The 24,186-nt window shown below is 63.7% G+C and carries 22 protein-coding genes and 1 tRNA gene; 8 read left to right on the top strand and 15 right to left on the bottom strand.

The features are described from left to right. Nucleotide 1 precedes the first annotated feature (1 nt). Together ACUIAF_RS01530 and ACUIAF_RS01525 are read right to left on the bottom strand one after the other, a co-directional pair. Nucleotides 2-649, bottom strand: a complete 648-nt coding sequence (locus tag ACUIAF_RS01530; RefSeq protein WP_110413020.1) for an ANTAR domain-containing response regulator — start codon at nucleotides 647-649, stop codon at nucleotides 2-4. Nucleotides 650-698: 49 nt separating this feature from the next. After that, nucleotides 699-772: transfer RNA gene (locus tag ACUIAF_RS01525), tRNA-Leu, on the bottom strand. A 121-nt stretch (nucleotides 773-893) separates the two neighbouring features. Here ACUIAF_RS01525 and ACUIAF_RS01520 point away from each other — a divergent pair. Beyond that, on the top strand, nucleotides 894-1,487 hold the full coding sequence (locus ACUIAF_RS01520) for an NUDIX domain-containing protein (protein WP_015021954.1): 594 nt from the start codon (nucleotides 894-896) through the stop codon (nucleotides 1,485-1,487). 209 nt (nucleotides 1,488-1,696) lie between these two features. Here the strand turns inward: ACUIAF_RS01520 and pyk are convergent, their stop codons facing one another. The 6 genes from pyk to ACUIAF_RS01490 all read right to left on the bottom strand — a co-directional run bounded on the left by pyk (nucleotide 1,697) and on the right by ACUIAF_RS01490 (nucleotide 9,825). Beyond that, nucleotides 1,697-3,139, bottom strand: a complete 1,443-nt coding sequence (gene pyk, locus ACUIAF_RS01515; protein ID WP_198204200.1) for a pyruvate kinase — start codon at nucleotides 3,137-3,139, stop codon at nucleotides 1,697-1,699. Between the two features lie 114 nt (nucleotides 3,140-3,253). After that, complete coding sequence (locus tag ACUIAF_RS01510; protein WP_110417297.1) at nucleotides 3,254-4,252, bottom strand: TerC family protein; 999 nt, start codon at nucleotides 4,250-4,252, stop codon at nucleotides 3,254-3,256. A 174-nt stretch (nucleotides 4,253-4,426) separates the two neighbouring features. Then, the gene (gene uvrB / locus ACUIAF_RS01505) at nucleotides 4,427-6,538 is read right to left on the bottom strand and encodes an excinuclease ABC subunit UvrB (RefSeq protein ID WP_015021957.1); all 2,112 of its coding nucleotides are present in this window, start codon (nucleotides 6,536-6,538) and stop codon (nucleotides 4,427-4,429) included. Nucleotides 6,539-6,576: 38 nt separating this feature from the next. Next, the gene (gene coaE, locus ACUIAF_RS01500) at nucleotides 6,577-7,209 is read right to left on the bottom strand and encodes a dephospho-CoA kinase (RefSeq protein ID WP_445339141.1); all 633 of its coding nucleotides are present in this window, start codon (nucleotides 7,207-7,209) and stop codon (nucleotides 6,577-6,579) included. An 86-nt stretch (nucleotides 7,210-7,295) separates the two neighbouring features. Then, nucleotides 7,296-8,801 (bottom strand): 30S ribosomal protein S1, encoded by a 1,506-nt coding sequence (rpsA, locus tag ACUIAF_RS01495; RefSeq protein ID WP_015021959.1) that lies wholly within the window; start codon nucleotides 8,799-8,801, stop codon nucleotides 7,296-7,298. Nucleotides 8,802-8,904: 103 nt separating this feature from the next. Beyond that, nucleotides 8,905-9,825 (bottom strand): bifunctional methylenetetrahydrofolate dehydrogenase/methenyltetrahydrofolate cyclohydrolase, encoded by a 921-nt coding sequence (locus tag ACUIAF_RS01490; protein WP_445338808.1) that lies wholly within the window; start codon nucleotides 9,823-9,825, stop codon nucleotides 8,905-8,907. A 212-nt stretch (nucleotides 9,826-10,037) separates the two neighbouring features. Between ACUIAF_RS01490 and ACUIAF_RS01485 the strand changes: the two genes are divergently transcribed. Together ACUIAF_RS01485 and ACUIAF_RS01480 are read left to right on the top strand one after the other, a co-directional pair. After that, a complete protein-coding gene (locus ACUIAF_RS01485) occupies nucleotides 10,038-10,913 on the top strand; it encodes an ABC transporter ATP-binding protein (protein WP_445338807.1) in 876 nt (291 codons plus the stop codon). Further along, complete coding sequence (locus ACUIAF_RS01480; protein WP_015021962.1) at nucleotides 10,910-11,737, top strand: metal ABC transporter permease; 828 nt, start codon at nucleotides 10,910-10,912, stop codon at nucleotides 11,735-11,737. The genes ACUIAF_RS01485 and ACUIAF_RS01480 overlap by 4 nt, the downstream gene beginning before the upstream one ends. A 6-nt stretch (nucleotides 11,738-11,743) precedes the next feature. Here the strand turns inward: ACUIAF_RS01480 and ACUIAF_RS01475 are convergent, their stop codons facing one another. Both ACUIAF_RS01475 and ACUIAF_RS01470 read right to left on the bottom strand, forming a co-directional pair. Then, complete coding sequence (locus ACUIAF_RS01475; RefSeq protein WP_015021963.1) at nucleotides 11,744-12,223, bottom strand: 2-C-methyl-D-erythritol 2,4-cyclodiphosphate synthase; 480 nt, start codon at nucleotides 12,221-12,223, stop codon at nucleotides 11,744-11,746. A 14-nt stretch (nucleotides 12,224-12,237) separates the two neighbouring features. Then, nucleotides 12,238-12,858: a CarD family transcriptional regulator gene (locus ACUIAF_RS01470; RefSeq protein ID WP_110417301.1), complete on the bottom strand. Its 621-nt coding sequence runs from the start codon at nucleotides 12,856-12,858 to the stop codon at nucleotides 12,238-12,240. A gap of 223 nt (nucleotides 12,859-13,081) precedes the next feature. Here ACUIAF_RS01470 and ACUIAF_RS01465 point away from each other — a divergent pair, with 223 nt between their 5' ends. The 4 genes from ACUIAF_RS01465 to ACUIAF_RS01450 all read left to right on the top strand — a co-directional run bounded on the left by ACUIAF_RS01465 (nucleotide 13,082) and on the right by ACUIAF_RS01450 (nucleotide 17,014). Beyond that, entirely contained in the window at nucleotides 13,082-13,825 is a 744-nt protein-coding gene (locus ACUIAF_RS01465) for a response regulator transcription factor (protein WP_015021965.1), read from the top strand. A gap of 18 nt (nucleotides 13,826-13,843) precedes the next feature. Next, nucleotides 13,844-14,974, top strand: coding sequence for a sensor histidine kinase (locus ACUIAF_RS01460; protein WP_445339140.1), 1,131 nt, complete (start codon nucleotides 13,844-13,846; stop codon nucleotides 14,972-14,974). Between the two features lie 70 nt (nucleotides 14,975-15,044). Continuing rightward, nucleotides 15,045-15,665: a LexA family protein gene (locus ACUIAF_RS01455; protein ID WP_445338806.1), complete on the top strand. Its 621-nt coding sequence runs from the start codon at nucleotides 15,045-15,047 to the stop codon at nucleotides 15,663-15,665. After that, on the top strand, nucleotides 15,662-17,014 hold the full coding sequence (locus tag ACUIAF_RS01450) for a Y-family DNA polymerase (protein WP_198216028.1): 1,353 nt from the start codon (nucleotides 15,662-15,664) through the stop codon (nucleotides 17,012-17,014). The genes ACUIAF_RS01455 and ACUIAF_RS01450 overlap by 4 nt, the downstream gene beginning before the upstream one ends. Here the strand turns inward: ACUIAF_RS01450 and ACUIAF_RS01445 are convergent. Together ACUIAF_RS01445 and ACUIAF_RS01440 are read right to left on the bottom strand one after the other, a co-directional pair. Next, nucleotides 17,011-17,790, bottom strand: a complete 780-nt coding sequence (locus tag ACUIAF_RS01445) for a ComF family protein (RefSeq protein ID WP_445338805.1) — start codon at nucleotides 17,788-17,790, stop codon at nucleotides 17,011-17,013. The two genes, ACUIAF_RS01450 and ACUIAF_RS01445, sit on opposite strands and share 4 nt — an antisense overlap. A gap of 57 nt (nucleotides 17,791-17,847) precedes the next feature. Further along, nucleotides 17,848-18,660 (bottom strand): HAD-IIB family hydrolase, encoded by an 813-nt coding sequence (locus tag ACUIAF_RS01440; protein WP_445339139.1) that lies wholly within the window; start codon nucleotides 18,658-18,660, stop codon nucleotides 17,848-17,850. Nucleotides 18,661-18,751: 91 nt separating this feature from the next. Between ACUIAF_RS01440 and ACUIAF_RS01435 the strand changes: the two genes are divergently transcribed. After that, the gene (locus tag ACUIAF_RS01435; RefSeq protein ID WP_033511504.1) at nucleotides 18,752-19,186 is read left to right on the top strand and encodes a metallopeptidase family protein; all 435 of its coding nucleotides are present in this window, start codon (nucleotides 18,752-18,754) and stop codon (nucleotides 19,184-19,186) included. A 10-nt stretch (nucleotides 19,187-19,196) separates the two neighbouring features. On the opposite strand, the gene ACUIAF_RS01430 is transcribed toward ACUIAF_RS01435, so the two are convergent. The 3 genes from ACUIAF_RS01430 to ACUIAF_RS01420 are packed head-to-tail and all read right to left on the bottom strand — an operon-like array spanning nucleotide 19,197 to nucleotide 24,173. Then, nucleotides 19,197-20,720 (bottom strand): DUF5719 family protein, encoded by a 1,524-nt coding sequence (locus ACUIAF_RS01430; RefSeq protein WP_445338804.1) that lies wholly within the window; start codon nucleotides 20,718-20,720, stop codon nucleotides 19,197-19,199. After that, nucleotides 20,717-23,857 (bottom strand): glycosyltransferase family 2 protein, encoded by a 3,141-nt coding sequence (locus ACUIAF_RS01425; RefSeq protein ID WP_445338803.1) that lies wholly within the window; start codon nucleotides 23,855-23,857, stop codon nucleotides 20,717-20,719. The genes ACUIAF_RS01430 and ACUIAF_RS01425 overlap by 4 nt, the downstream gene beginning before the upstream one ends. A 58-nt stretch (nucleotides 23,858-23,915) precedes the next feature. Continuing rightward, nucleotides 23,916-24,173: a WhiB family transcriptional regulator gene (locus ACUIAF_RS01420; RefSeq protein WP_015021974.1), complete on the bottom strand. Its 258-nt coding sequence runs from the start codon at nucleotides 24,171-24,173 to the stop codon at nucleotides 23,916-23,918. Nucleotides 24,174-24,186: the final 13 nt, after the last annotated feature.

Here is a 24,186-nt window from a genome sequence, read left to right as displayed (position 1 = left end):
GCTAACGGTCGTTCTGGTTGGCCACGTTGTTGATGACCACGTCGGCCACCTCCTGCATGGTCAGCCTACGGTCCATGGAGGTCTTCTGGATCCAGCGGAAGGCCTCGGACTCGGTCATCCCCATGTTCTCCATGAGCAGGCCCTTGGCCCGGTCCACCCGCTTGCGGGCCTCGAAACGGGCCTTCATGTCGGTGACCTCGTCCTTCAGGGCGTTGATCTGATCGAAGCGGGAAATGGCCACCTCAAGGGCCGGCAGCAGCTTTTCCGGAGCGAAGGGCTTGACCACGTAGGCCATGGCCCCTGCATCAGCCGCCTTCTCGACCAGGCTCTGCTGGGAGAACGCCGTCAGCATAACCACCGGAGCCAGATTCTCCTTGCCGATCTCAGTGGCGGCGGTAATGCCGTCGGTACCGGGCATCTTCACATCCATAACGACTACATCGGGCCTCAGCTCGCGGGTCAGATCAATGGCCTCCTGGCCGCTGGCCGCCTGGCCGACCACGTCATAGCCGGCATCCTCGAGAGCTTCGACGGTATCGAGCCTGATCAAAGCCTCATCCTCCGCCACAACCACGGTCCGCCCCTCGGGTGAATCGCTGCGGTTCTTACTCTCTGAAGCCACTTTCAACCTCGTTTCCTGAAAGTCCATCCTGGCTCCACCGAAAACCGATGAGTGACGGATGGGGTTCGCTTTATCGTGCCCCCGGTGAGACTCGAACTCACACTGCACGGATTTTGAGGCCGTTTCCTCTACCAATTGGGATACGGGGGCTTTTCGTTACCACAGAGAATCTACCATACTTTAGCGACGACGCAAGGTTATTCGTGTTGAATCTGCCTTAGAATGAAGACAGTTATGTATACAGGCACATCAGCAGTCGAAGGAGAGCATGATGACCACTCAAATCTATCGACGGTTCGATCCTTGGCGTACCTCCCCCGTCCAGGAGAAGGCCCGCAAGCAGATTATGGACAGCCACTACTTCAGCGTCGACAGGGTCACCTATGAATCCAGCGACAATCAGACCTTTGACCGCAGCATCGTCAGCGAAAAGCATGGGGACACCATCGCCGTCCTGGCCATCACCGATGACGGGAGGATCCCCCTGGTCGAGCAGTACCGCCTGCCCACCCACCGCTGGACCCTTGAGCTGCCGGCCGGCCATCCGCTCAGCGACAAGGAAGCCCCCATCGATGTAGCCACCAGACGTCTGCGCGAGGAGGCCGGATACAAGGCTGCCTCCTTTAACCAGTTCGCGAGGTTCATCAACACCCCCAGCTTCTCCACGCAGCACACGACGCTCTTCTATGCCGAGGGCCTGACCCCGGTCCAGCCTGCCAGCCTGGCACCAGAGACCCCCCACCAGAATGTACGGCTCTTCACCGTGGACGAGGCCTATGACATGGTGATCGCAGGGACCATATTGGATGCTAAAACAACCATCGCCATCCTGCGGGCGAAAATCGGACTGTCCGACCTGCACTGATGCTGTTCCTGCAGCAACTGCCTGCTGCCGATACGGCTTGAGCAGCGAGCCAACTGGCGCACGAACACTCGTATAGCGAACCGGTGGCATCTCCCCTACCTTGGCAGGCGGGGAGAGGCCACCGGTTCTTTGCTGTGCCGGCGTCAAATGAACCTAATGGTCCATCTGCCTGGTTGACTCAGTCGACAGCCAGGCGGCAGGCCGGAGACTCAGTCGTTGGCGCCAACCGTGTGCACGTAGATGCAGTCGGTGTTTCCTGGCTCATACTCACCCTGGGCGCTGCTGAGCACAACCAGGCAGTCGCCGTCGGAGACCTTGCCCTGCTTCTTCAGAGTGGAGTCCACGAAGGCCATGAGACCTGCACGGTTGAAGTCGTGGTAGTCCTGCTCGCACATGAACGCCTCGGTGCCCCAGCTCAGTGCCAGCCAATGATAAGTGTGCTCATCGGTGGTCAGCGCATAGATGGGGGCGGCCGGACGCTCACGGGAGACGCGGTGCACGGTGTTGCCGGTCTGCGTGAAGGCCACGATGGCCTTGGCGTTGATCTTGTCTGCCAGATCCACGGCTGCGGATGAGACGGCACCGGAGTTGGACATGTCCAGGTTGTGCATATCCGGAATACGGTCAAACCCGTGGGTGGTGGCGTACTCGGAGATCCGGGCCATGGTGGAGACCGTGGTGTCGGGGTAGTCGCCCACGGCGGTCTCGTTGGAGGTCATAGTGGCATCGGCACCGTCCAGGACGGCATTGGCACAGTCGGAGGCCTCGGCGCGGCTGGGGATGGGCGAATGAACCATGGAGCCCAGGACCTCGGTGGCGACGATGACCGGCTTGGCGTACTGCCGGGCAAGCTCGATGCAGCGCTTGGTCACCAGGGGGACCTGCTCGAAGGGCATCTCCACGGCCATGTCGCCGCGGGCGACCATGATGCCGTCGAAGGCCTTGACGATCTCCTCCAGATTCTCAACCGCCTGGGGCTTCTCGATCTTGGCCACGATGGGGATACGACGACCCTCCTCGTCCATGATCTCATGGGCGCGGTCAATGTCGGTGGCGAAGCGGACGAAAGACATGGCAATGATGTCGGCGCCGGTGCGGATGCCCCAGCGCAGGTCCTCCTCGTCCTTGGGGGTCAGTGCCGGCAGGCTCACGGCCACGCCGGGCAGATTGATGCCCTTGTGCGAGGAGACCGGACCAGCCACGACAACCTTGGTGTGAACCTGATTGCCCTCGACCTTGGTGACCTCCAGACGTACCTTGCCGTCATCGATCAGGATGGGATCGCCGGGATGGCAGTCTCCGGGCAGACCCTTGAAGGTGGTGGAGGTCATGTGCTCGTCACCCTCGACATCGTCGGTGGTGATGGTGAACTCCTGGCCCTCCTTGAGGATGACCTTGTCTTCGCCCTGCTCGTTCTTCTTGAACCAGCCGCAACGAATCTTGGGACCCTGCAAATCGACCAGGGCCGCCACGTTGCGTCCGGTCTCCTTGCTGGCCTGACGCACGTTGTTGTAAACCTTGAGGTGATCCTCGGGGGTGCCGTGGGACCGGTTGAGCCTGGCCACATCCATGCCGGCCCTGACCAGCTTGGTGATGTTCTCCAGCGACTCCGAAGCCGGTCCGATGGTATCGACGATCTTGGCTTTGCGCATATGCTACCTGCCTGTTCTTTTTCTTACTTGCCGTTTCATTGTACAGACTCGGCCTGATGTGAACCAGTATTTTCCGTTAGCGTTAACAATCCTTGTGGTTCAAGGGATTGTCAATCATTTTTCTCCCTGTGAGGCTGATTCAAGGGACTGATGGCGGCTCTTGATCACAGAGGCCAGTGCTGCTATGCCGATGGCCAGGACGATGACCAATAGGGATACCCAGGTCGGTATCTCCGGCACGACCGTCAGGGGCTGTCCGCCATTGACAAAGGGCAGTGTGTTGCCGTGCAGTGCCTCCATGATCAGCTTGACTCCGATGAAGGCCAGAACGACAGCCAGTCCCAGGGGCAGATACTCCAGCTTGTCCAGCAGGGAACCAAGCAGAAAGTAGAGCTGCTGAAGGCCCAGCAGGGCGAAGACGTTGGAGGTGAAGACGATGAAGGGATCCTTGGTCAGCCCGAAGATGGCCGGAATGGAGTCGAAGGCGAACATGACATCTGTAGTGCCGATGGCCAGGAAAACCACCAGCATGGGTGTGAAGTAGCGCTTGCCCTCGAAGGTGGTCCGCAGATGCTCACCGTCGTAATGGCTGGTGATGGGGATGACCCGGCGCAGGGTCCTGATCAGCCCGTTCTCGTGGTACTCCTCCTGTTTGCCACGGCTGGATACCATGTTCCAGGCGGTATAGAGCAGGAAGAGGCCGAATATGAAGAATACCCAGGTGAAGCGGGTGATCAACGCCGTCCCGGCCAGGATGAAGACGCCGCGCAGCAGCAGGGCGATGGTGATGCCGATGCTGAGCACATAGCGCTGAAGCCGCAAGGGCACAGCGAAGTTGCTCATGATGATGACGAAGACGAAGAGGTTGTCGATGCTGAGCGAATATTCGGTCAGCCAACCCGAATAGAACTCGATGGCCGGCTTGGACCCGGCCACCTTCCAGATCAGCGCACCGAAAATCAGAGCCATGACCACGAAGAAAGCAATATGCCGCACGCATTCACCGGTCGAAGGCACATGTGGCCGCCGTCCGATCACCAGAAGATCGACCACGAAGAAGACGGCCAGCACAACCAGGCTCACAACCATGAACGGCAGAGGTGTCTCGGACATATCACCAGACTTTAGCGGCAAGATATGACGTGCTGATCGCTCCGCATGTATGTCTCATCATCCTCACAGAAGGCATCCTGCAGGTCGGGCCTGTGATGCTCTTGCCTGACATCACAGGCCCGCAATATGGCCGAGGCAGACCACCGGCCAAGAGCTCCGGCCCAAAAGCCAAACCTACTTCTTGGCCTCGGTCATCTGCCGAAGCTCCTTCTTCAGATCCTTGATTTCGTCGCGCAGACGGGCTGCAAGCTCGAACTGCAGCTGTTGCGCAGCCGTGTGCATCTGATCGCTCAGCTGACGGATCAGGTCGGCGAGATCCTGTGCCGGCAGACCGGCCTGGAGGATCTCCTGGTGCCGCTTGTCGGCCTCCTCCTTGTCGTAGAGGGGCACGCCCAGGTGGGAGTTGCCCGCCTTGTTGGCGTTGCGGTAGCCGCCCGCCAGCAGGGTCTGGGTGTCCACGTCCTCCTTGGCCAGCATGTCGTTGACGTCGCTGATCTTCTTGATCAGCGGCTTGGGATCCACACCGTGTGCCTTGTTGTAGGCGATCTGCTTGGCCCGGCGACGGTTGGTCTCGCTGATGGCCTTGTCCATGGAGTCGGTGACCTCGTCCGCGTACATGATGACCTTGCCGGACACGTTCCTTGCCGCACGGCCGATGGTCTGGATCAGGGAGCGGTAGGAACGCAGGAAGCCCTCCTTGTCCGCATCCAGAATGGCCACCAGGGAGACCTCAGGCAGATCCAGCCCCTCGCGCAGGAGGTTGATTCCCACGATGACGTCAATCTTGCCCTCGCGCAGCTCCCGCAGGAGCTCCACCCGCCGCAGGGTGTCCACGTCGGAGTGCAGGTACTCCACCTTGATGTCACGCTCCAGCAGGTAGTCGGTCAGGTCCTCGGCCATCTTCTTGGTAAGCGTGGTCACCAGAACCCGCTCATGACGATCCACCCGGGTCTTGATCTCGTCCAGGAGGTCGTCCACCTGGCCCTTGACAGGTCTTACCTCCACCTCGGGATCCAGCAGTCCGGTGGGCCGGATGACCTGTTCCACCACCCCGTCGGACAGGCCCATCTCATAGTCGCCCGGCGTTGCCGACAGGTAGACGGTCTGGCCCACCTTGTCCAGAAACTCAGGCCACTTCAGCGGACGGTTGTCCATGGCCGAGGGCAGACGGAAGCCGTGCTCGACCAGGGTCCGCTTACGGCTGGCATCCCCCTCGTACATGGCACCGATCTGGGGAACGGTCACATGGGACTCGTCGATGACCAGCAGAAAGTCGTCGGGGAAGAAGTCCAGCAGGGTGTGGGGCGGCGTCCCGGGTTCGCGCCCGTCGAAGTGGCGGGAGTAATTCTCCACTCCGGAACAGGTGCCGATCTGGGTCAGCATCTCCAGGTCGTAGGTGGTGCGCATGGTCAGCCTCTGGGCCTCCAGCTCCTTGCCCTGCTTGCGCAGCTGGCCCACGCGCCAGTCCAGCTCCTCCTTGATGGTCTTCAGGGCGCGCTCCATCCGCTCAGGACCGGCCACGTAGTGGGAGGCGGGGAAGATGTGCACAGAGGTCTCATGGGCGATCTCGTCCCCGGTCAGCGGGTGCAGGGTGGAGATGCGGTCGATCTCATCGCCGAAGAATTCGATGCGGACGGCCAGCTCCTCATAGACGGGGATGATCTCGACCGTGTCGCCGCGCACGCGGAAGGTGCCACGGGTGAAGGCGATGTCGTTGCGCTTGTACTGCATGTCCACGAACTTGCGCAGCAGGTCGTCCCGGTTGATCCGGTCCCCCTCGTGCAGGAAGAGCATGCGTCCGGCATACTCCTCGGGCGTGCCCAGGCCGTAGATGCAGGAGACGGTGGCCACCACCACGCAGTCGCGCCTGGTCAGCAGATTGGCCGTGGCAGCGTGCCGGAGCCGCTCCACGTCGTCGTTGATGTTGGAGTCCTTCTCGATGTAGGTGTCCGTCTGGGGAATGTAGGCCTCGGGCTGGTAGTAGTCGTAGTAGGAGACGAAGTAGGAGACCGCATTGTCGGGCATGAGCTCGCGGAACTCGGCGCAGAGCTGGGCGGCCAGGGTCTTGTTGGGCTCCAGAATCAGAGTGGGCCGCTGCAGGCGCTCAATCAGCCAGGCCGTAGTCGCGGTCTTGCCGGTGCCGGTGGCGCCCATGAGCACCACATCGTTCTCGCCATTCTCAATCCGCGTAGCCAGCTCCTCGATGGCCTCTGGCTGGTCGCCGGAGGGCTTGTAGGGAGACTTGACCACGAAGGGCTTATCGGTCCGCTCAATGTTGAACCCCATGAAACTCCCTTCCAGGATGCGTCATTCGCCAAGGCCCGTCAGTCACTGTGGGAGGAACCCTGGGCCAAGGATTTCAGCTCTTCATATATCCTATCAACAGAATCGAACATTTGTTCGATAGGCTGGGACCCGTCCACCAATAGGTCGGCCTGAGCGCGCCGCGCACTGCTGTTGGTCTGTGAGCCGATGCGCTCAACAGCCTGACTCTGAGTCATATGCCGCTGATTCACCATGCGCGCAATCCTCACCTGGCTGGGGGCTTCCACCAGCAGAACCCTGTCAAAGTGAAAAGGTATGGCTGAGCGCACCTCAGTCAGCAGGGGCACCTCATGAACCACCACCTCGGAACCCTCCAGCCAGGGCCGCTCGGCCTTGGCGGCCAGGTCATAGACCAGCGGATGGATGAGATCGTCCAGATCCTTGCGGTCCCGGTCGGCCGTCGGCCCTCCGAAGACCCGCGCAGCCAGGGCTGACCTGTCCACTCCCCCATGGCCGTCCCCGCAGTCTGCTCCGAACCGCCCGAGGACCGCCCCTACCCCAGGTCCGCCCGGAGCGATGACCTCGTGGGAGAGCCTGTCGTAGTCGATGATTTTGGCGCCGTTCCGAGCCAGCCGAGCCGCCACCGTGCTCTTGCCGGCCGCAATCCCGCCGGTCAATCCCACACGTATCATCCACACCTCCCGTATATACCTTATGGCGGCACATATAAATGGAGGGGCCCGACCGAGGCCGGACCCCTCCATTCACTGCCTAATGCTCACTTCTTTTCCTTGAGCAGCTGCTCGCGCAGGGCGGCCAACTGGTCGTCGGAGGCCAAAGTGCCCTCGGAGCTGGACTCCGAGCTGTAGTTGGTGGTCTCCTCGGAGCTCTGACGGTGGGAGTGAGAACCGGAGGCGGGCGCCTGGGAGGACCTGCTGTCCTCGGCGGCCGAAGCCTCGGCGTTCTCCAGCTCCTTGGCCACGAAGGCCTTGTGCTGCTCCCAGAGGTCGTGGGCGGCCGCATACTGGGACTCCCACTCCTCCCGCTGCTTCTCGTAGCCGGCGATCCACTCGTTGGTCTCGGGGTCGAAGCCCTCGGGGTACTTGTAGTTGCCGTCCTCGTCGTACTCGGCAGGCATGCCGTAGATGGCCGGATCGAAGTCCTCGGAGGTCGGGTCGACGGAGTCGTCGGCCTGCTTGAGGGACAGGGAGATACGGCGGCGATCCAGGTCGACGTCGATGACCTTGACGAAGATCTCCTCGCCCTGCTTGACCACGGTCTCGGGGTTCTCCACGTGGCGATTGGCCAGCTCGGAGATGTGGACCAGGCCCTCGATGCCGTCCTCGACGGAGACGAAGACGCCGAACTGCACAATCTTGGTGACCTTGCCCTTGACGATCTGTCCGGGCACGTGGGTCCGGGCGAAGCGCTGCCAAGGATCTTCCTGGGTGGCCTTGAGGGACAGCGAAATGCGCTCGCGGTCCATATCCACATCCAGCACCTCGACGGTGACCTTGTCGCCCACCTTGACGACCTCGCTGGGGTGATCGATGTGCTTCCAGGAGAGCTCGGAGACGTGGATCAGTCCGTCCACACCGCCCAGGTCGACGAAGGCGCCGAAGTTGACGATGGAGCTGACCGTGCCCTCGCGGATCTGGCCCTTCTTGAGCTGGGCCATGAAGGTCTCGCGCACCTCGGACTGGGTCTCCTCCAGGTACTGGCGGCGGGAGAGGACCACGTTGTTGCGGTTCTTGTCCAGCTCCAGAATCTTGGCCTTGATCTTCTGCCCGATGTAGGGAGACAGGTCGCGCACGCGGCGCATCTCGACCAGGGATGCGGGCAGGAAGCCACGCAGGCCGATGTCGACGATGAGTCCGCCCTTGACGGCCTCGATGACGGTGCCCTCGACGACGCCGTCAGCCTCCTTGATCTTCTCGATGTCGCCCCAGGCACGCTCGTACTGGGCACGCTTCTTGGAAAGGATCAGACGGCCTTCCTTGTCCTCCTTGGTGACGACCAGAGCCTCGATGGTGTCACCGACCTGGACTACGTCGTCGGGATCGACATCCTTCTTGATGGAAAGCTCGCGGGAGGGAATCACGCCCTCGGTCTTGTAGCCGATGTCCAGCAGAACCTCGTCATGGTCAATCTTAACGACCGTCCCCTCGACCAGATCCCCATCGTCGAAGTTCTTGATGGTGGAATCGACTGCCTTGATGAAGTCTTCCTCGGATCCGATGTCATTGACCGCGACCTGGGGGACTTCCTTCTTGTTCTCTGCCATTAATTAAATTGTTTCTTGTATAGTTGGTGGATATTTTTACCGTATTGAGTTATGTGTTCCCGCCGGCAGGCGCGAACATTCCCTATGATAGGAGACACCACGGTCATTGTCGCCGGGGAGCCTCGGGCGTGTCGCAGGCAGGAATCCCTGCGGCTCGCTCAGCGGATTCGACCACATTGACCAGGAGCATGGCACGGGTCATGGGTCCCACACCGCCGGGGTTGGGCGTATAGGCGGATGCAGACAGCCTGGCGGCCGGATCTATGTCGCCCTTGATCCTCCAGCTCCCCTCCTGCTGATCCCAGATCCGGGAGACGCCTACATCCACCAGGACGGCACCTTGGCGAACCTGATCCTGACCTACCAACCCTGCTCGGCCCACGGCTGCGATGATTACGTCGGCCCTGCGCAGATGGGCATCAACATTCCTGGTGCGGGTATGGCAAAGCGTCACGGTGGCATCCACCCCGCGGTTGGTCAGGAGCAGACCGATGGTGCGGCCCACGGTCAGTCCTCGGCCCAGCAAGCAGACATCCTTGCCGGCCAGGTCAATCCCGTAATGGTCCAGCAGGTACAGAATCCCCCGCGGTGTGCAGGGCAGGGGGGTCCGCACCCGGCCGTCGGTATGCAGAACCAGCTGGCCCAGGTTGTAAGGATGCATGCCGTCGGCGTCCTTGGCCGGATCGATGCGCTCGATGATCTCAGTGGGATCCACGCCATCCGGCAGGGGCAGCTGGACGATGTAGCCGGTGCAGTCAGGATCCCGGTTGAGCTGATCCACCGCAGCCAGAATCCGCTCCTTGCCGGCATCGGCAGGCAGATCCACTCGGATGGACCGAATGCCAACCTGACGGCAGTCCCGGTGCTTGCCCTCTACATATTTGAGCGAACCAGGGTCATCCCCCACCAGAATGGTCCCCAGGCCAGGGGTGCGCCCCATGGCCGTCAGCCTGGCCACGCGAGCGCGCAGGTCCTCCTTGAGTTCCGCAGCCGCCGCTTTTCCGTCCAGTTTCACCGCAGTCAATACATCTCCATCATCCAAGCGGGCGCAAACCCTTGCCGAAGTCGTCTGAGCCAGACTAGCGCAGATTCCTCCACCAATGGAACTGCCGTCCAAGGGCCGGTCCGGGAGGACCCGACGGATGAGGTTGCGCGCTGTCCCATCCCCAGCGATAATGAGAATCATGCTCAATAAGAGCAGGATCACTACTTTGAATCCCTGCTGGAAAGGACGCCATGGATACGGACACGGATAGGACATCCACGCAGGCCTGCATCGTCTTCGACCATGCCGCCATCCGAAGATCCGGGCGACTGATCTGGTCGGAGGGAACCTTCACCATCCCCTCGGGAACCGTGACCGCCATCGTAGGCACCAACGGCACTGGCAAGACCAGCATGATGCAGGCCGAACTGGGCCTGCTCCCCTTGGATGCCGGCAGCCTGCAGGTCCTGGGACAGCCGGCCGGCCAGGCCAACGACCGCATCGGCTACGTACCACAGAGCTACACCTCGGACATCGACTCCAACCTGACGGCTGAGCAGTCCGTCCTGCTGGGGCTGACCGGCACCCGCTTCGGCATCCACCCCGTCACCCGGCAGGACCGCGAGCGCGCCAAAAAAGCCATGCGCTTCGTCGGCGTGGAGGACAGGGCCCATCTGCGCCTCTCCCAGCTCTCCGGCGGCCTGCGCCAACGGGTGGCCATCGCCCAGGCCCTGGTCTGCGATCCCGATCTGCTCATGCTGGACGAGCCCCTGGCCAATCTGGACCTGGCCGGGCAACGCGCCACCGTCCACTTGCTGGCACAGCTCAACAGCCGACTGGGGATGACCATCCAGGTGGTGGCCCATGACCTGAACATGTTGCTGCCGGTGCTGACCGGGGCGGTCTACCTGCTGGACGGGCACCCCCACTACGCCCGCATGGACGACGTGCTGGACTCGCACCTGCTCACCCACCTCTACGGCACCAAGGTGGAGGTGGTCACCACACCCCAGGGGGACATGTTCGTGGCCCCCGACATGGACGAGCCGATCGGCCCCGTCCACAATCGCTATCAACCCAGCCAGGTGGCCCGCCTGCACGGGACGGACCGGGAAAGGACCTCATGACCACACCAGTCTTCGACCCCCATTGGATGGAGATCCTCGCCGCCCCCTTCATGCGCAACGCCATGGTTGCTGGATTGTGCATCGCCGTGGCCGCCGGAGCCATGGGCTACTTCACCATCGCCAGGCACTCCACCTTCGCCGCCCATGCCCTGGCCCACATCGGCCTGCCCGGCGCCACGGGCGCCGTCCTGCTGGGGCTGCCGGTATCTGCAGGCATGGGCCTGTTCGCCCTGGGCGGGGCGCTGGTCATCGGAGCCCTGGGCAAGCGGGCCTCCCAGCGGGAGATCGCCACGGGCACGGTCCTGGCCTTCGCCACCGGTCTGGGACTCTTCTTCGCCAGGATGTCCAGCTCGGCCTCCCAGCAGATGCAGGCCATCCTCTTCGGATCGATCCTGACCATCACCCGAGGGCAGGTCATCGGCTTCCTGATCTTCGATGCAATCCTGCTGATCCTGCTGGCCCTGATCTACCGGCCCCTGCTCTTCAGCTCCCTGGACGAGCAGGTGGCCCAGGCCCGCGGCGTGCCCATCGGGCTGATGAACCTGACCTTCATGGCCATCATGGCCGGGGTCATCACCATCGCCGTCCCTGCAGTGGGGACCCTGCTCATCTTCGCCCTGGTCGTCACCCCGGCGGCCACGGCCAACATCCTGGTGGCCTCTCCCCTGCGGGCCATGCTCCTGTCAGGATTGATCTGCCTGGTTTCCATCTGGGGAGGCCTGGTGATTTCGGCCATGGTGCCAGCCCCGCCAAGCTTCATCATCGTGACCCTGTCCACCCTCTTCTGGGCTCTGGCCAAGGGATGGGCGGCTCTGCGCGCCTGATGCCGGTCAGTCCACCAGGGCGGTGGCCATGACGGCGATGCCCTCATCGTGACCGGTGAAGCCCATGCCATCAGTGGTCGTGGCGGTCATCCGAACCGGCGCACCGACTGCCTGGCTCATGGCCTGCTGGGCCAGGTGACGACGGGAGGAAATTCTGGGGCGCTGGCCCACAATGACCAGGGAGGCGTTGAGCAATCTGCGACCGTGCTCATGCAGGCGGTCCATGGTCTTCTCCAGCATGGCCGCACCGTGCATGCCCGCTCCGGGAGCCTGTGATCCCAGGCCGAACAGGGTGCCTATGTCGCCCAGGTCGGCGGCTGACAGAATAGCGTCTATCAGGGCGTGAGCGGCTGCATCGCCGTCAGAATCGCCCAGCAGGCCGGGGGTTCCGTCATTCCAGGACAGGCAGGCCAGCCAGAGGGGACGCCCACCAGTTGGGTCGAAGCGATGGGCATCAAAGCCCAGTCCGACGCTTGGATCCCCCATGACCGGTCCCAGCCTCAGCGCTTGGCCTTGGTCTTACCCTTGCCCTTGGCCTTGGCGGCCTCCTGGGCCACACGCGCCAGGGTCTTGGAAGCCGGCTCCTTGGGGGACTTGGTATGGCGCTTGTCATCGCCAGGCATGGGCTCCGCATAGCCCAGGTTGACGTCCAGCAAACGCTGGGCCTCGTCCTCGTCCAGCTTCTCGGACAGGGCAATCTCGGATGTCAGGATCTTGCGGGCCTTGATCAGCATCCGCTTCTCGCCCGCCGACAGCCCGTGCTCGTCAACGTCACGCTGGGAGAGGTCGCGCACCACCTCGGCTATCTTATTGACCTCGCCGGTGGCGATCTTCTCCACGTTCAGCTTGTAGCGACGGGACCAGTTCATCTCCTTCTCCTCGACCACCGGGGTGCGCAGGATCTCGAAGACCTTGGCCACCGCCTTGGCGTCGACGATGTCCCTGACGCCCACCTTGGCCGCGTTCTCGACGGGGACGTTGATGACCAGCCCGTCAGAGGAGAGCACAGACAGCTGCAGGTACTTGCGGGTGACGCCCTTGACGGTCCGTTCGGTGATGGCATCCACCCTGGCGGCCCCATGACGCGGATAGACGACCATGTCACCGACCTTGTAACCCATATGTCCTCCAGAACGAGTCGATAAAATACCATATAATAATGCCATTGCGCATGGACTTGCCGACGGGGCTCAGAGACGACGCGATTCTCTGCGAGCACACTTCCCCTGGAGGCTCTGAAGACTATTCTGGAAGAAACGACGGTGGTGGAACAAATGCCGGCAAGGCTCCACCCCGCATGACGAGCATCGTTTTGCGGATCAGTGATCGAAGACAGAGGTAGGCATGATCAAAAACACAAGCCGCTACACTACACCCAGCACCATCCTGGTGGTTGAGGACGAACCCACCCTGGCCACCGCCATCGCCCAGCGCATCACCGCCGAAGGGTGGACGGCACGGGTGGCCTCGGACGGTGCCAGCGCCGTGCAGGCCGCATCCCAGATCAAACCCGACCTGGTCATCATGGACATCATGCTGCCCGTCATGGATGGGCTGGAGGCCACCAAGCGAATCGTGGCCGAGCGGCCGGTGCCGGTGCTGATTCTGACCGCCCGGGACGACGAGGCCGACAAGGTGACCGGTCTGGGTGCCGGGGCCGACGACTACATGACCAAGCCCTTCTCCATGCGCGAGCTGATTGCCCGCTGCAAGGCCCTTCTGCGCAGGGTGGAGCGGGCCAAGGTCATTGCCAAGAACTCCGAGAACGAGAAGGTGCTGGACTTCGGATCCCTGGTCATCGATCCGGCCCAGCGCATCGTGACCCTGCGCGGGGAGCAGATCCACCTGACCCCCACCGAATTCGACCTGCTGGCCACACTGGCCCGCCGACCCAAGTCCGTGCTCACCCGCGAAAAGTTGCTGGAGGAGGTCTGGGACTGGGTGGATGCCTCGGGCACCAGGACGGTGGACTCCCACGTCAAGGCCCTGCGCCACAAGCTGGGCTCGCAGATGATCCGCACCGTGCATGGAGTGGGATACGCCTTCGAGCCGCCCGAAGATCAGGAACAGGGCCAGGACCAGCGGTAGCGGCTGCGGATGCACGCCATGAGCAAGGACGGCGGAAGTCGGCGCAAGAGGCCCAGTCTGAGTGCGCGCGTGGACCGCGAACGGCCCATCGGATCCTTCGCCTCATTGAAGGTGGAGCTGAGCGTCTTGATCATCATCTCCACAGCCATCGCCTTCGTGATGGCCTGGTTCCTGCTGAAGATGGGCTGGAGCGGCTGGATCGCCATGCCGCTGACCCTGGTGGTGGCCCTGGGAATCACCTACTTCTTCTCCCGGGGGCTCACCGCTCCCCTGCGGCAGATGCGGGATGCGGCCGAGGCCATGGCCGATGGGGACTACACGGTCCGGGTCCACGCCACCACGACCAGCCATGACGAGGTAGGGCTTCTGGCCCAGTCCTTCAACGAGATGGCCGAGGAACTCCAGCACGCCGACCAGATGCGCCGGGACATGGTGGCCAATGTCAGCCACGAGCTGCGTACCCCCGTCTCGGCCCTGCAGGCCATGGTGGAGAACATGGCTGACGGGGTGACCGAGCCCACACCAGCCAACCTGGAGGGAATTCTGGAGCAGACCCACCGCCTGTCCGACCTGATTGCCTTCCTGCTGGATCTGTCGAGGATGGAGGCCGGGGCCGCCAGCCTACAGATCGAGGACTTCGACTTCGGGGACTTCATCGACGAGACCCTGCAGCCCCTGGTCATAGCCGATGCCGGGCACGCCCACGACATCCAGGTGGATCTGGAGAAGGGCCTGAGAATGGAGGGCGACCAGGACCGGCTGCGCCAGCTCTTCACCAACGTCATCAGCAACGCCCTGAAACACTCTGCCGACGGCACCACGGTGCTGATCCAGGCCCACGAGGACCGGCAGCGGGAGACCATAGTCACCAACGTGGTCAACTTCGGCTCGCAGATACCCCCCGAGGCCCGCACCGACATCTTCCGACGCTTCGTCAAGGGCAAGGCCGGGCCGGGCACGGAGTCGGGCGGCACCGGGCTGGGGCTGTCCATCGCCCGCTGGGCGGCTCAACTGCATGGAGGCCAGGTACAGGTGGTGGACGATCCGCGTGGAGCGGACTTCGAGATCACCCTGCCCAGATATCACCGCGATCCAGACGAGGACGAGGGGAACGGGGACCTCACCGAGGGGTCCGACGCGCCGCATTGACGGGGAGGCACACCTCGACTCATAATGAAATCGAACATTTGTTCGAATGTCATCGAGTTCGAGGTGTGCCATGGTCGCTACCATCCATGGGTCGCCGGAGGCGGCCCCTGCTTCCTCCCTGCCGGAGTGCCGGGTCGATGCCCTGAGCCTCTTCCGAGGGCACCCCAGTCCCGTCCCCCAGGCCCTGGAGGCCGTCCATGCCGGCTTCCCCTCAGTGGCCCAGGACTACTTCAGCGGCGACTTCAGCTTCGACCAGAACGTCATTGTCCATCCCGACGCCACCTTCATCATCCACGTGGCCGGCGATTCCATGACCGGCGCCGGCATCTTCGACGGGGACCTGCTGGTGGTCGACCGGTCCCTGGAACCGCGCGAGGGGGACATTGTCATCGCCATCCTGGACGACGAGCTGCTGGTCAAGCGGCTGGCCAGGCATAATGGACGGACCATGCTGCGGGCCGAAAACCCCGCCTACCCCGACTTCATGCCCCAGGAGGGCGAGGAACTGGTCATCTGGGGGGTGGTCATCGGCAACTACCACTGGCAACGGGTTGATGCCAAGGGTGAACCTCGAAGCGGTTCTCCCCTGCCTCAGGTCACCTATCCCGGCCACACCCTGCACGGACACAGGCGCACAGGGAGCCAGGACCGGAAACCCGCTTACCCTTCCACGGGGTGGGGGTCGGCATGAGCGCGCAGAGACCGGTTGATCCTGCAGCCGGAACCGCTCTGACAGGCCGGGTGGTCCTGGCTGACGCCAATTCTTTCTTTGCCTCCTGCGAGGCCGTCTTCGACCCCTCCCTGGCTGACCGCCCGGTGGTCGTGCTGTCCAACAACGACGGCTGTGTGGTGGCCCGCAACCGCCCGGCCAAGGCCCTGGGCATCACCAACGGCACACCCTGGTTCACCATTCGTGAACGGGCCCTGCAGGACGGGGTGGTGGCCCGCAGCTCCAACTATGAGCTCTACGCCAGCCTCTCCCGACGCATGATGGCCATCATGGCCCATTTCCTGCCCAACCAGGAGGTCTACTCCATCGACGAGTGCTTCATGGACAGCATCTGGAACGACAAGCGCACTGTCGAGATCTGCCGGGAACTACGCGCCGCGGTCCTGCGGTCCACCGGCATTCCCGTCAGCGTGGGGGTGGCGCCTACCAAGACCCTGGCCAAGGTGGCCAACCACTGGGCCAAGGACCATCCCTCGACCGAGGGGATCACCCTTTGGAGCCAGGTGGAGGCCCAGTATGGCGACCAGGCTCTGGCGTCAGTGCCCGTCGACCAGGTCTGGGGGGTGGGCCGACGACTGACCGGCAGACTCATGGGCATGGGCATCACCACCGCCCTGGACCTGCGCGATGCCGATCCCTCCCTGATTCGGCACCGATTCTCCGTCATGCTGCAGCGCACCGTTCTGGAATTGAGGGGACGGCCCTGCATCGAGCCCGAGGGAGATGCCGCCAGGGGCGTGCGCACCAATCAGATTCTGTGCTCGCGCATGTTCTCCCACCCCATCGAGGGCTACCCCACTCTGGCCCAGGCGTTGAGCATATACGCCCAGAAGGCCTGCCGCCGTCTACGTCGGCAGCATGGCCTGTGCGGAAAAGTGCAGGTCTTCTGTTCCACCAGCCCCTATGCGCCCCAGCAGTTCTGCGCAGCCAGCCGGACCGTCCTCCTGGAGGATCCCAGCGACGATCCGCTGGTCATCGCCGGCGCAGCCAGCCGGGCGCTCAAGGGCCGGGTGGATCCGCACGCCCGCTGGATCCGGGCCGGGGTGGTTCTGCTGGACCTGACCGATGCCGACCACTTCCACACCCTGGAAGGCCTGGACGCAGCCCGGGACACCCATGGCCTGGGGGACGTCCTGGAGGACGCCACCCGTCGTTTCGGCCCCTTCCGCGTGGGCGTAGGCTACGGAGGCATCCGCGGCAAGGGCCGGGGCGATGAGGACACAGGGGCCGATTGGGCCATGAACCGGGGCATGCTCTCCCCCCGGGCCACCACCCGCTGGGATGAGATGGCCGTGGCCCAGGCCCGTTAGAGACCCTCATGGCCTGGGGGAACGGCCGCCAGAGCCAAGGCAGCCAGCGGTAGGGCGCCTACAGCCTCCAGAGAACGAGCGCACTGGCGGATGGTGGATCCCGTGGTGATGATGTCGTCCACCACCAGGACGGGATGGCCGGCCAGCCGTGAGGGATCCGCAACCGCGATCCGGCCTGCCAACCGACGAGAACGGTCCCGGCGACCGCCAGCCTGGACGGACTTGGTTCTTACGGAGTCCATGGTCAGAGCCGATTCCACCCGGGCATCCAGACCATGCCACTTCAATGCCTGGACCAGGGACAGAAGGATCGGCTGCAGATGAACCCTCCCCCGCTTTCGCAGGGAGGCGGCCGAGGAGGGGGCGGGAACCACCAGAATCGCTTTCGCAGGCTTGGACCGGAGCAGGGGATCGATCAGCCTGGACAAGGCCGGAGCCAGATCGGCCATGACCTGGCACAGGGGTGCGTCCAAGGGCCGGTTGTCATGGTCCTTCCAGGCCAGAATGATCCGCCGGACAGGTCCGCGATATGGAGCGCAGGCCAGGGCCAGGCCTACGGCATAGGCGGGCGCGGGTACCGTCAGGGGTCGGAAGAGCAGGGATCTGCAACTGGGGCAGAGCAGGAAATCAGGACGGTCACAGCCTGCGCAGGCTCGAGGAGCCAGCAGATCCAGGGCCGAACTGGCCAAGGCTGATGCGACGGCACAGGCGGCCCGTCGGAACCGACCGGATACCAATGGAAGGTTGCGCATACCGCCCAGCCAACCCTCAACCATAGAGGACAGGCAAGCAGGACAGGGCCATGTGCATGAACAGGCCGTCTGTTCGCAGATTCAGGCCAGGTCAGCCTCCATAGCACGGATCAGGTCCAATGCATCGGCCGGATTGTGCACACGCAGAGCCATGGCCCCGGCCAGCGCCGCTGGATAATCGTTGCCATCCGGATCCATCCGGTCACCAACGAAGGCGATCTGGCCGACATCCACGCCCAGTATCTTGGCCAGGGAGGTCATGGCGTAGGCCTTGTCGATGCCCTTGGCTGAGATGTCCACGCTGGTGGAGCCGCCGGACCGCACCTGCAGGTGGGGCAGGTCGGCGGCCACGGCCCTGGCCAGGGCGTCCTTGCGGCTGTTGTCCGGATCCCAGGCCTCCTTGGCGTCGACAGGAGCCTGCTGACCCAGGGCGGAGAAGGTTATCTGGCTGCCGCGATCCTCGATGCGAGGACCCCAGACCTGCTCCTCCCAGTCGCCCAGCTGCTTGGCCCTGCGCTCCAGGCTGGCCTCGGCGGCCTGCCGGTCCTGGGCGCTCAGGTCGTGGGCGTAGACGCATTCCCAGCTTCCGTCCTGCCAGCGGTAGTAACGGGTGCCACTGGTGGGCATCAGATGCAGCTGGTCGAAACGGGTGTCGTCGGGCAGGGCATCCAGCACCTGGTCGCGGAACTGGCTGAACCGTCCGCCCGAGACGATGGCCACGGGTCGAAGCCGGGTCAGGGCGGCGAAATGGACAGCCATGGTCTGGTCCATACGGGTCTTGGACAGCGCCAGGGTATTGTCCAGATCGAAGGCCAGCACCCGTGCACCTGCGCAGATGGACCTTATGTCTTGGCCGCCCCACCAGGCCACGTTCACCGCACCGTCCTCCGCCATGATTGCTCCCATCCGCTTGTCGATCATCGCTCCATGCTACAAGACACCCTGAATCGACAATGCCTTCGAGATGGGGGCTATGGTGAGTGTCATGATCAACGATCAGCCGCCTTGGGCCCGCACTGTTTATCGGGACAGCCATGGACGGGGGATTCGACGGCCCACCTTCGGCACCCGTCTGCCCCGCTATCGCACCAGGTGCGGGATCTTCGACGATCTGACCGCGGCACAGATCCGGCGGCTGGGCGCAGGCTGGCCCCAGCTGGTCAAGCCCGTCCAATTCGCCGTCGAGGATGTGCCGCCCTCCGATCCAACCCCCTGGGAGGACCGGTCGGACCTCTTCTCACGTAGTTTCCCGGCGAGCCGTGGCATCCCCGCCAGAATCGTCCTCTATCGGCTGCCCATCCAGAGCAAGACCCGAGACCGCACGGAGCTGGAGCTGATCATCCGCGACGAGCTGGTCCTGCAACTGGCAGACCTTTACGGGCGCGACCCCGAGGAGATCGACCCCATGTGGGGACGCTGAGGGCTGACTCTCAGGGCAGGACGGTGGAGTCTGGGCCGGAACGGATCACGGTGGTGGCAGGCATAAGCCCGTCAGGGGCCATGACCGCCAAACCGGCCAGGCCAGCCTGGTTGACCGCGTCCACGCCCAGGCGTGCGTTCCAGATCAGCCGGGATGAGCCATGCCCGGAGTTCTCGTTCAGCCGTACGGCGGCCACCTGGTCGCCCAAATCGTGGGTTGAAAGCCCATGCGCGCGACCTGCTTCCATAGTCAGCGAGCGCTCCCCCAGCTTGTTGCCTTTTTCGTCGAATCCAACCAGTTCGGCCTTGACCGGATCGGTCGATGGATTGACCAGGGTCAGGACGGCCTGGGCGGGCCGGGATATGGTCAGGGCCGAGGAGGCGGCGGCAGTCCCCGCAGGAATCAGAGCCAGGTCGGACTGGGACTGGTCCTGACCGCCCTGGCTGGTCACCTGCAGGACTGCGTGGACGGGCCGGTCGGCATGCACCTGCAGAGCCAGCTTGCCATCGGGCACGCCGCCCAGATCCACTGCCGTTGCCTGAGAACCTTGCAAATCCACCCGCCGCAAGGATTGCTGGCCGCCCTCATCCATCCAGGACAGGTCTACAGCAGTGGCCTGGGAACCCTGCAGAAGGAGTGTGGCATGGTCTGCCCCGCGCAGGCCGGGAATGACCAGATCACGGCCGGGAGCCGCCAGGGCAGTCACCTGATCCGATCCACGTGGCTCAAGTCCGTCCATGACATTGATGGAGACCGACATGGCCACCGGAGCCTGGGAGCTGCGAGCCTGGACATAGATGGCCTGCTGTCCAGGAGCCGCCGCAGACAGATCGTATGAGGCATGGCCGCCGGGAGCCACGGTCATGGTCTTCCCGGTCTCCAGGGACAGGTGTCCTGAGGAGTGCGACCCCTGGACCTCAAGACTGATCACCGTGGCCTTGGATGACGGATTGTAGACCATCAGCCGCTGGGTGGTCCCTCTGCTGGTGGCGGGCAGCAGGAAGTCCCCGTCCATGACGGCCCGGGGACAGGCCAGCGCCTGGATTCCTCTAAGATCGCCCTTGGTGGCCCAGGAGACCATGCCGGCGGCAGCCCCCGTGCCCGGTTGAGACTTGAGCATCCGGGAATCGAAGGCAGTGGCCGAAGAGCCGGGGTCGAGCGAAGCGGCCATGACCTTCTGCCCATCCAAGAGATCGGGATCGGTCACCGGGGTGCGTTGCCCACCCCCCATTGGGGTCAGGCTGGAACTGCCGATGGATCCGAAGGAGGCGGCGGTGACACGGGAGCTCAGATCGCCCTCCGATGCCTTGAACTGGTCATCGCCGACCTTGTCCTCGTCCGCCACCGCCATTCGAGCCGGACAGTATGCCGCTACCTCTCGCTGGCTGACCCGGCTGGAAACGACCGTCGATCCTCGGGCGCCATCAGCCAGTGAGGCAGGAGGCACCCAGATCAGAAGAGCGGCAATCAGAACCGCCACCAGGGGCGCCGTGACCAGAGCAGCCACCGAGGATCCCTTGCTTCGTACACTCATAGCTGCTCCCCTCCAAAGTAGCCTGGACGCGGCAGAGCCACCAGACAGTATCCCAGCAGGACCAGGGCCAGGGTCCACAGCCAGACCCTCCTCCAGGTGCTGGCCTCTGCTTTCGCGACCCCAGTCATGTCAACACCCACATTCTTGCCGGACTGCGAGCTCAGGCGGAAATAGGTTCCCTGGGCGTTGGCTACCACCTGCTGGGCGCCATCGCTGGCGGTGATGTTGGACACCAGGTCATCGTTGGGCGTGGACCCCAAGCCCACAGCACCGGAACGGTCGACGGGCACATAGATTCCGCCAAAGCCCAGGTCGGCCACAGCGGCTACGGCCTTGGAGTCGGCATTGGCCATCAGGGCAGCCGCCGAATGCGAGAGGACATCCTCGCCGGCCAACCGAGTGCCATTCACCCTCTGGACACGCAGGGCGGGCGAGGCATCGATCAGCTCTCCTCGTATGGTGTGCAGACCGGTGTAGGCTACGCGGCCATGGGAGGGCGAAGTCAGCACCAGCACCCGGTGGGACGGATCCTTGTCCAGGTAGTCCTCCGCCACTGCCGGAAGTTGCCGGCCGTCCGCGGACAGGGGCCCACCGACAGGCGCCACCAGACCGGCCACCGCCACTGCAAGAGTGACCAGGGCCAGGACCAGGCCCAGCAAGAGTCTCAAAACCCGTCCGCCACCATCAATCGCAACAGCGGATGTTGAGGAGGACTGCGCAGGAGGCAGAGGCGGACGATCAGCATCGCTGTCAGGGGCCTGGTCATGCCCGGGAGCAAGGGGCGAGAAGGGACGAACAGCCCTGCCAGCCAGAAGGCCCAAGCAAGCCAGCAGCCCCATGAAGGCCATCATCATGCCGGGCAGGACCGAACCGGCCACTGGGCCAGCCTGGTCCAGACCAGTGCAGACCGCCTGCGAAATCAGCGCCAGGACCAGGCCCAGCAGGACCGTAATCCAAAGTATCCTGGCCGCCTTGAGCACCCGAGGCACAACCAGAGCAACAAAGGCCAGCAGAGCCACCGCCAGTAGACAGCAGGCCAATGTGGTCGGGCGCCAGAGTTCAGGTCGCCACCTGATAAGCCCCGGGACCGAAGCATCCAAGCCCAGCAGGCGGGCCAGCAGTTCCCCCAGGCTCCCGGTTCGAGGCTGGCCGGTTAGGTCCCCCGTGGGAATCATCAGGTCTGCGAAAAGCTGCCTCCAAAGCCCCTCCTTGGCATGATGCAGGGAGTTGACCAGGGTGGGCGCCAGTGCCAGCAGCGAAGGCAGGGGCATCAGCAGCAGCATGATCCGATGAGAGGGCACCAGGCAGATTGCCATGATAAAGAGCGGAATCATGGCCAGTATGAGCTGAGGTTCGGCTGCCAGGACCGGCAGGAAGCAGATGGAAGCCAGAGCCGCCTGCTGCACCGAAGCCTTGGGGGGCACGGGGGCCTCGGTCTGATACAACCCCACAGCCTTGAAAACGAAGGCAAAGGCGGCAGGCATAAAGGCCATGACTGTCAGCATGGGCAACTGCAGACCATCCACGATGCCCAGGGCGAATGCCAGAAAGGCCCAGGTCAACCCCAGCAGGACGCGGATGGGATTGGATCTGGTGACCACGCCTGTCAGGGCCCAGAAGGACAAAGCGGCCAATCCCGTCTCCGCCAGGAGCATCAAGGCCATGGCCTGGGCCACATGACCGCCAGTCAGCAGGGCGAAAGGCAGGAGCACAAGGAGGAAGGGAGCAGGAACTGCGGGCTGTCCCACGCCCCCGGCCCAGGACCAGGAGGTGGTGGCCGCCGCCTGAAGACGGGACCAGTCGGCCCCTGACGAGGGCAGGGAGGGCGCATGGATGGCCCCTCCCGAGAAGACAGCGCGACAGATGGGCCAGTGGGTGGCCACCAGGGCCACCAAGACTGCTATGGTCATCCCTGACGCCCAGGCCAGGCGGCGCAGGAACTGCTGGCGCAAATGAGCCAGTGCCAGGTGGCTGAGCATAGGGTGTTCCTGCTGGTCGTGGAAAGCATGCCTGCGCTGCCGCCACTGCCGTATCTGCTGGCTGTTGGCCTGAAGAATGTCCAAGCGACGGGGACCGCCATGGCAGGCGGAAGTCAGACGGCGACGCATGGTCAGCAAGGCTGCAGGACGAGCCAGAATCCGCCAGGGCGCACACAGGCGGCAGAGGGCCCTGTAGGGCCGTTTGCCGATGAGATCAATGGCCATGAACCACAAAGCCGCCAGAACCCGCCAGAGCCAAATCAACGGCCACCATGGCAGGGCAAAATCAGTCATCAGGTAGCGCTCCCGAGCCAGTATCGGACCCATGGAGGCATCCAAGGGATGGTCAGGCTGCACCGGCCGTCCATTCCGGTCACGCAATCCGCTCATCCGGGCGCTGGCATGGGCCATCCGGGCGTTGGGCACCACCACCACCCGTCCCCCCGACAGGCAGATACGACGACAGAGGTCGTCGGCTTGGCCGAAAGTGCCAGCCCAGCCGCCTGGACCACCCAGATTCCTCATTGTCTGCATGGGCACCAGAGCGCCAGCCAGGCTCACTGCGAAGACATCCTGGCGCGCGTCATACTGCTCCTGGTCGGGCTCGCTTTCCACTACAAGGCTCACCGTTCGGTGATGGTAGGCATACCGACCCACGTCCCGCAGTCCCACGCCCTGCCAGTCATACTGCTTGGCGCCCAGCAGGGAGGCGGTGGGATTGCTGTGCCAGGTGTCCACCAACTTGTCCAGGCAATGATTATCCAATGGACGGCAGTCGTCGTGCAGAAGCCAAAGTGCGCGGATCCGACCGGGCAGACGGGCATAGCCAAGCGCCTTGTCCACGGCATCGCCGAAGGAGGAGGCGCCCCGGGCGCGAACCACCTGCACCTCCACCCGCGCTGGCCCGTCCACCGGAAACTGCGCATAGAGAGGCTCCACAGTGGTACCCGAGCAATCCGCGATGACCAGGACCCTGGGCAAGAGGCTCTGTCGCAGGAGGGCACGCAGGGTGTCAGACAGGTAGGTCAGGTCATGCTCGACCGTGATCACCGCCGCAACCGCATCCTCCACATGTGGGCTGGCGGCAGGCGAACATTCTTTTATGCCTGCAGAGAGGACCTGCCGGACATCCTGGGCTTGAGGCGCGACGAAACTCATGCGTTCCAGTCTACGCAATCCAGGTCACCGGATGCCCCGCTCGGGCACCTGCGGCGATTCAGACCTGACGCTGCGCGCGCATCCGCTTCTTGTAACGGCGGCGCTCCCGTTCACTCATGCCACCCCAGATGCCAAAGCGCTCGTCGTGTTCGACTGCCCAGTCCAGGCACTCCTTTCGGACGGTGCAGTCGGCGCAGACCCGTTTGGCCTCCTGAGTGGAGCCTCCCTTGCCCGGGAAGAATGCCTCCGGGTCGGTCTGTGCACAGAGCGCCTCGCTTCGCCAGGATGGTCCGATGTTGACTTCGAACCATTGCATCAGCGGCGTCAGC

The sequence above is a fragment of the Bifidobacterium sp. ESL0822 genome, from assembly GCF_052606675.1.
The sequence above is the reverse complement of the archived record's forward strand: the minus strand, read 5'-3'. Positions and strand labels throughout refer to the sequence as shown.

Bases quoted from the DNA above. Each gene is read 5' to 3' on its own strand.
- ACUIAF_RS01530 (WP_110413020.1), bottom strand. From the start codon at position 649: ATGGACTTTCAGGAAACGAGGTTGAAAGTGGCTTCAGAGAGTAAGAAC.
- ACUIAF_RS01520 (WP_015021954.1), top strand. From the start codon at position 894: ATGACCACTCAAATCTATCGACGGTTCGATCCTTGGCGTACCTCCCCC.
- pyk (WP_198204200.1), bottom strand. From the start codon at position 3,139: ATGCGCAAAGCCAAGATCGTCGATACCATCGGACCGGCTTCGGAGTCG.
- ACUIAF_RS01510 (WP_110417297.1), bottom strand. From the start codon at position 4,252: ATGTCCGAGACACCTCTGCCGTTCATGGTTGTGAGCCTGGTTGTGCTG.
- uvrB (WP_015021957.1), bottom strand. From the start codon at position 6,538: ATGGGGTTCAACATTGAGCGGACCGATAAGCCCTTCGTGGTCAAGTCT.
- coaE (WP_445339141.1), bottom strand. From the start codon at position 7,209: ATGATACGTGTGGGATTGACCGGCGGGATTGCGGCCGGCAAGAGCACG.
- rpsA (WP_015021959.1), bottom strand. From the start codon at position 8,801: ATGGCAGAGAACAAGAAGGAAGTCCCCCAGGTCGCGGTCAATGACATC.
- ACUIAF_RS01485 (WP_445338807.1), top strand. From the start codon at position 10,038: ATGGATACGGACACGGATAGGACATCCACGCAGGCCTGCATCGTCTTC.
- ACUIAF_RS01480 (WP_015021962.1), top strand. From the start codon at position 10,910: ATGACCACACCAGTCTTCGACCCCCATTGGATGGAGATCCTCGCCGCC.
- ACUIAF_RS01475 (WP_015021963.1), bottom strand. From the start codon at position 12,223: ATGGGGGATCCAAGCGTCGGACTGGGCTTTGATGCCCATCGCTTCGAC.
- ACUIAF_RS01470 (WP_110417301.1), bottom strand. From the start codon at position 12,858: ATGGGTTACAAGGTCGGTGACATGGTCGTCTATCCGCGTCATGGGGCC.
- ACUIAF_RS01465 (WP_015021965.1), top strand. From the start codon at position 13,082: ATGATCAAAAACACAAGCCGCTACACTACACCCAGCACCATCCTGGTG.
- ACUIAF_RS01460 (WP_445339140.1), top strand. From the start codon at position 13,844: ATGAGCAAGGACGGCGGAAGTCGGCGCAAGAGGCCCAGTCTGAGTGCG.
- ACUIAF_RS01455 (WP_445338806.1), top strand. From the start codon at position 15,045: ATGGTCGCTACCATCCATGGGTCGCCGGAGGCGGCCCCTGCTTCCTCC.
- ACUIAF_RS01450 (WP_198216028.1), top strand. From the start codon at position 15,662: ATGAGCGCGCAGAGACCGGTTGATCCTGCAGCCGGAACCGCTCTGACA.
- ACUIAF_RS01445 (WP_445338805.1), bottom strand. From the start codon at position 17,790: ATGGTTGAGGGTTGGCTGGGCGGTATGCGCAACCTTCCATTGGTATCC.
- ACUIAF_RS01440 (WP_445339139.1), bottom strand. From the start codon at position 18,660: ATGGCGGAGGACGGTGCGGTGAACGTGGCCTGGTGGGGCGGCCAAGAC.
- ACUIAF_RS01435 (WP_033511504.1), top strand. From the start codon at position 18,752: ATGATCAACGATCAGCCGCCTTGGGCCCGCACTGTTTATCGGGACAGC.
- ACUIAF_RS01430 (WP_445338804.1), bottom strand. From the start codon at position 20,720: ATGAGTGTACGAAGCAAGGGATCCTCGGTGGCTGCTCTGGTCACGGCG.
- ACUIAF_RS01425 (WP_445338803.1), bottom strand. From the start codon at position 23,857: ATGAGTTTCGTCGCGCCTCAAGCCCAGGATGTCCGGCAGGTCCTCTCT.
- ACUIAF_RS01420 (WP_015021974.1), bottom strand. From the start codon at position 24,173: ATGCAATGGTTCGAAGTCAACATCGGACCATCCTGGCGAAGCGAGGCG.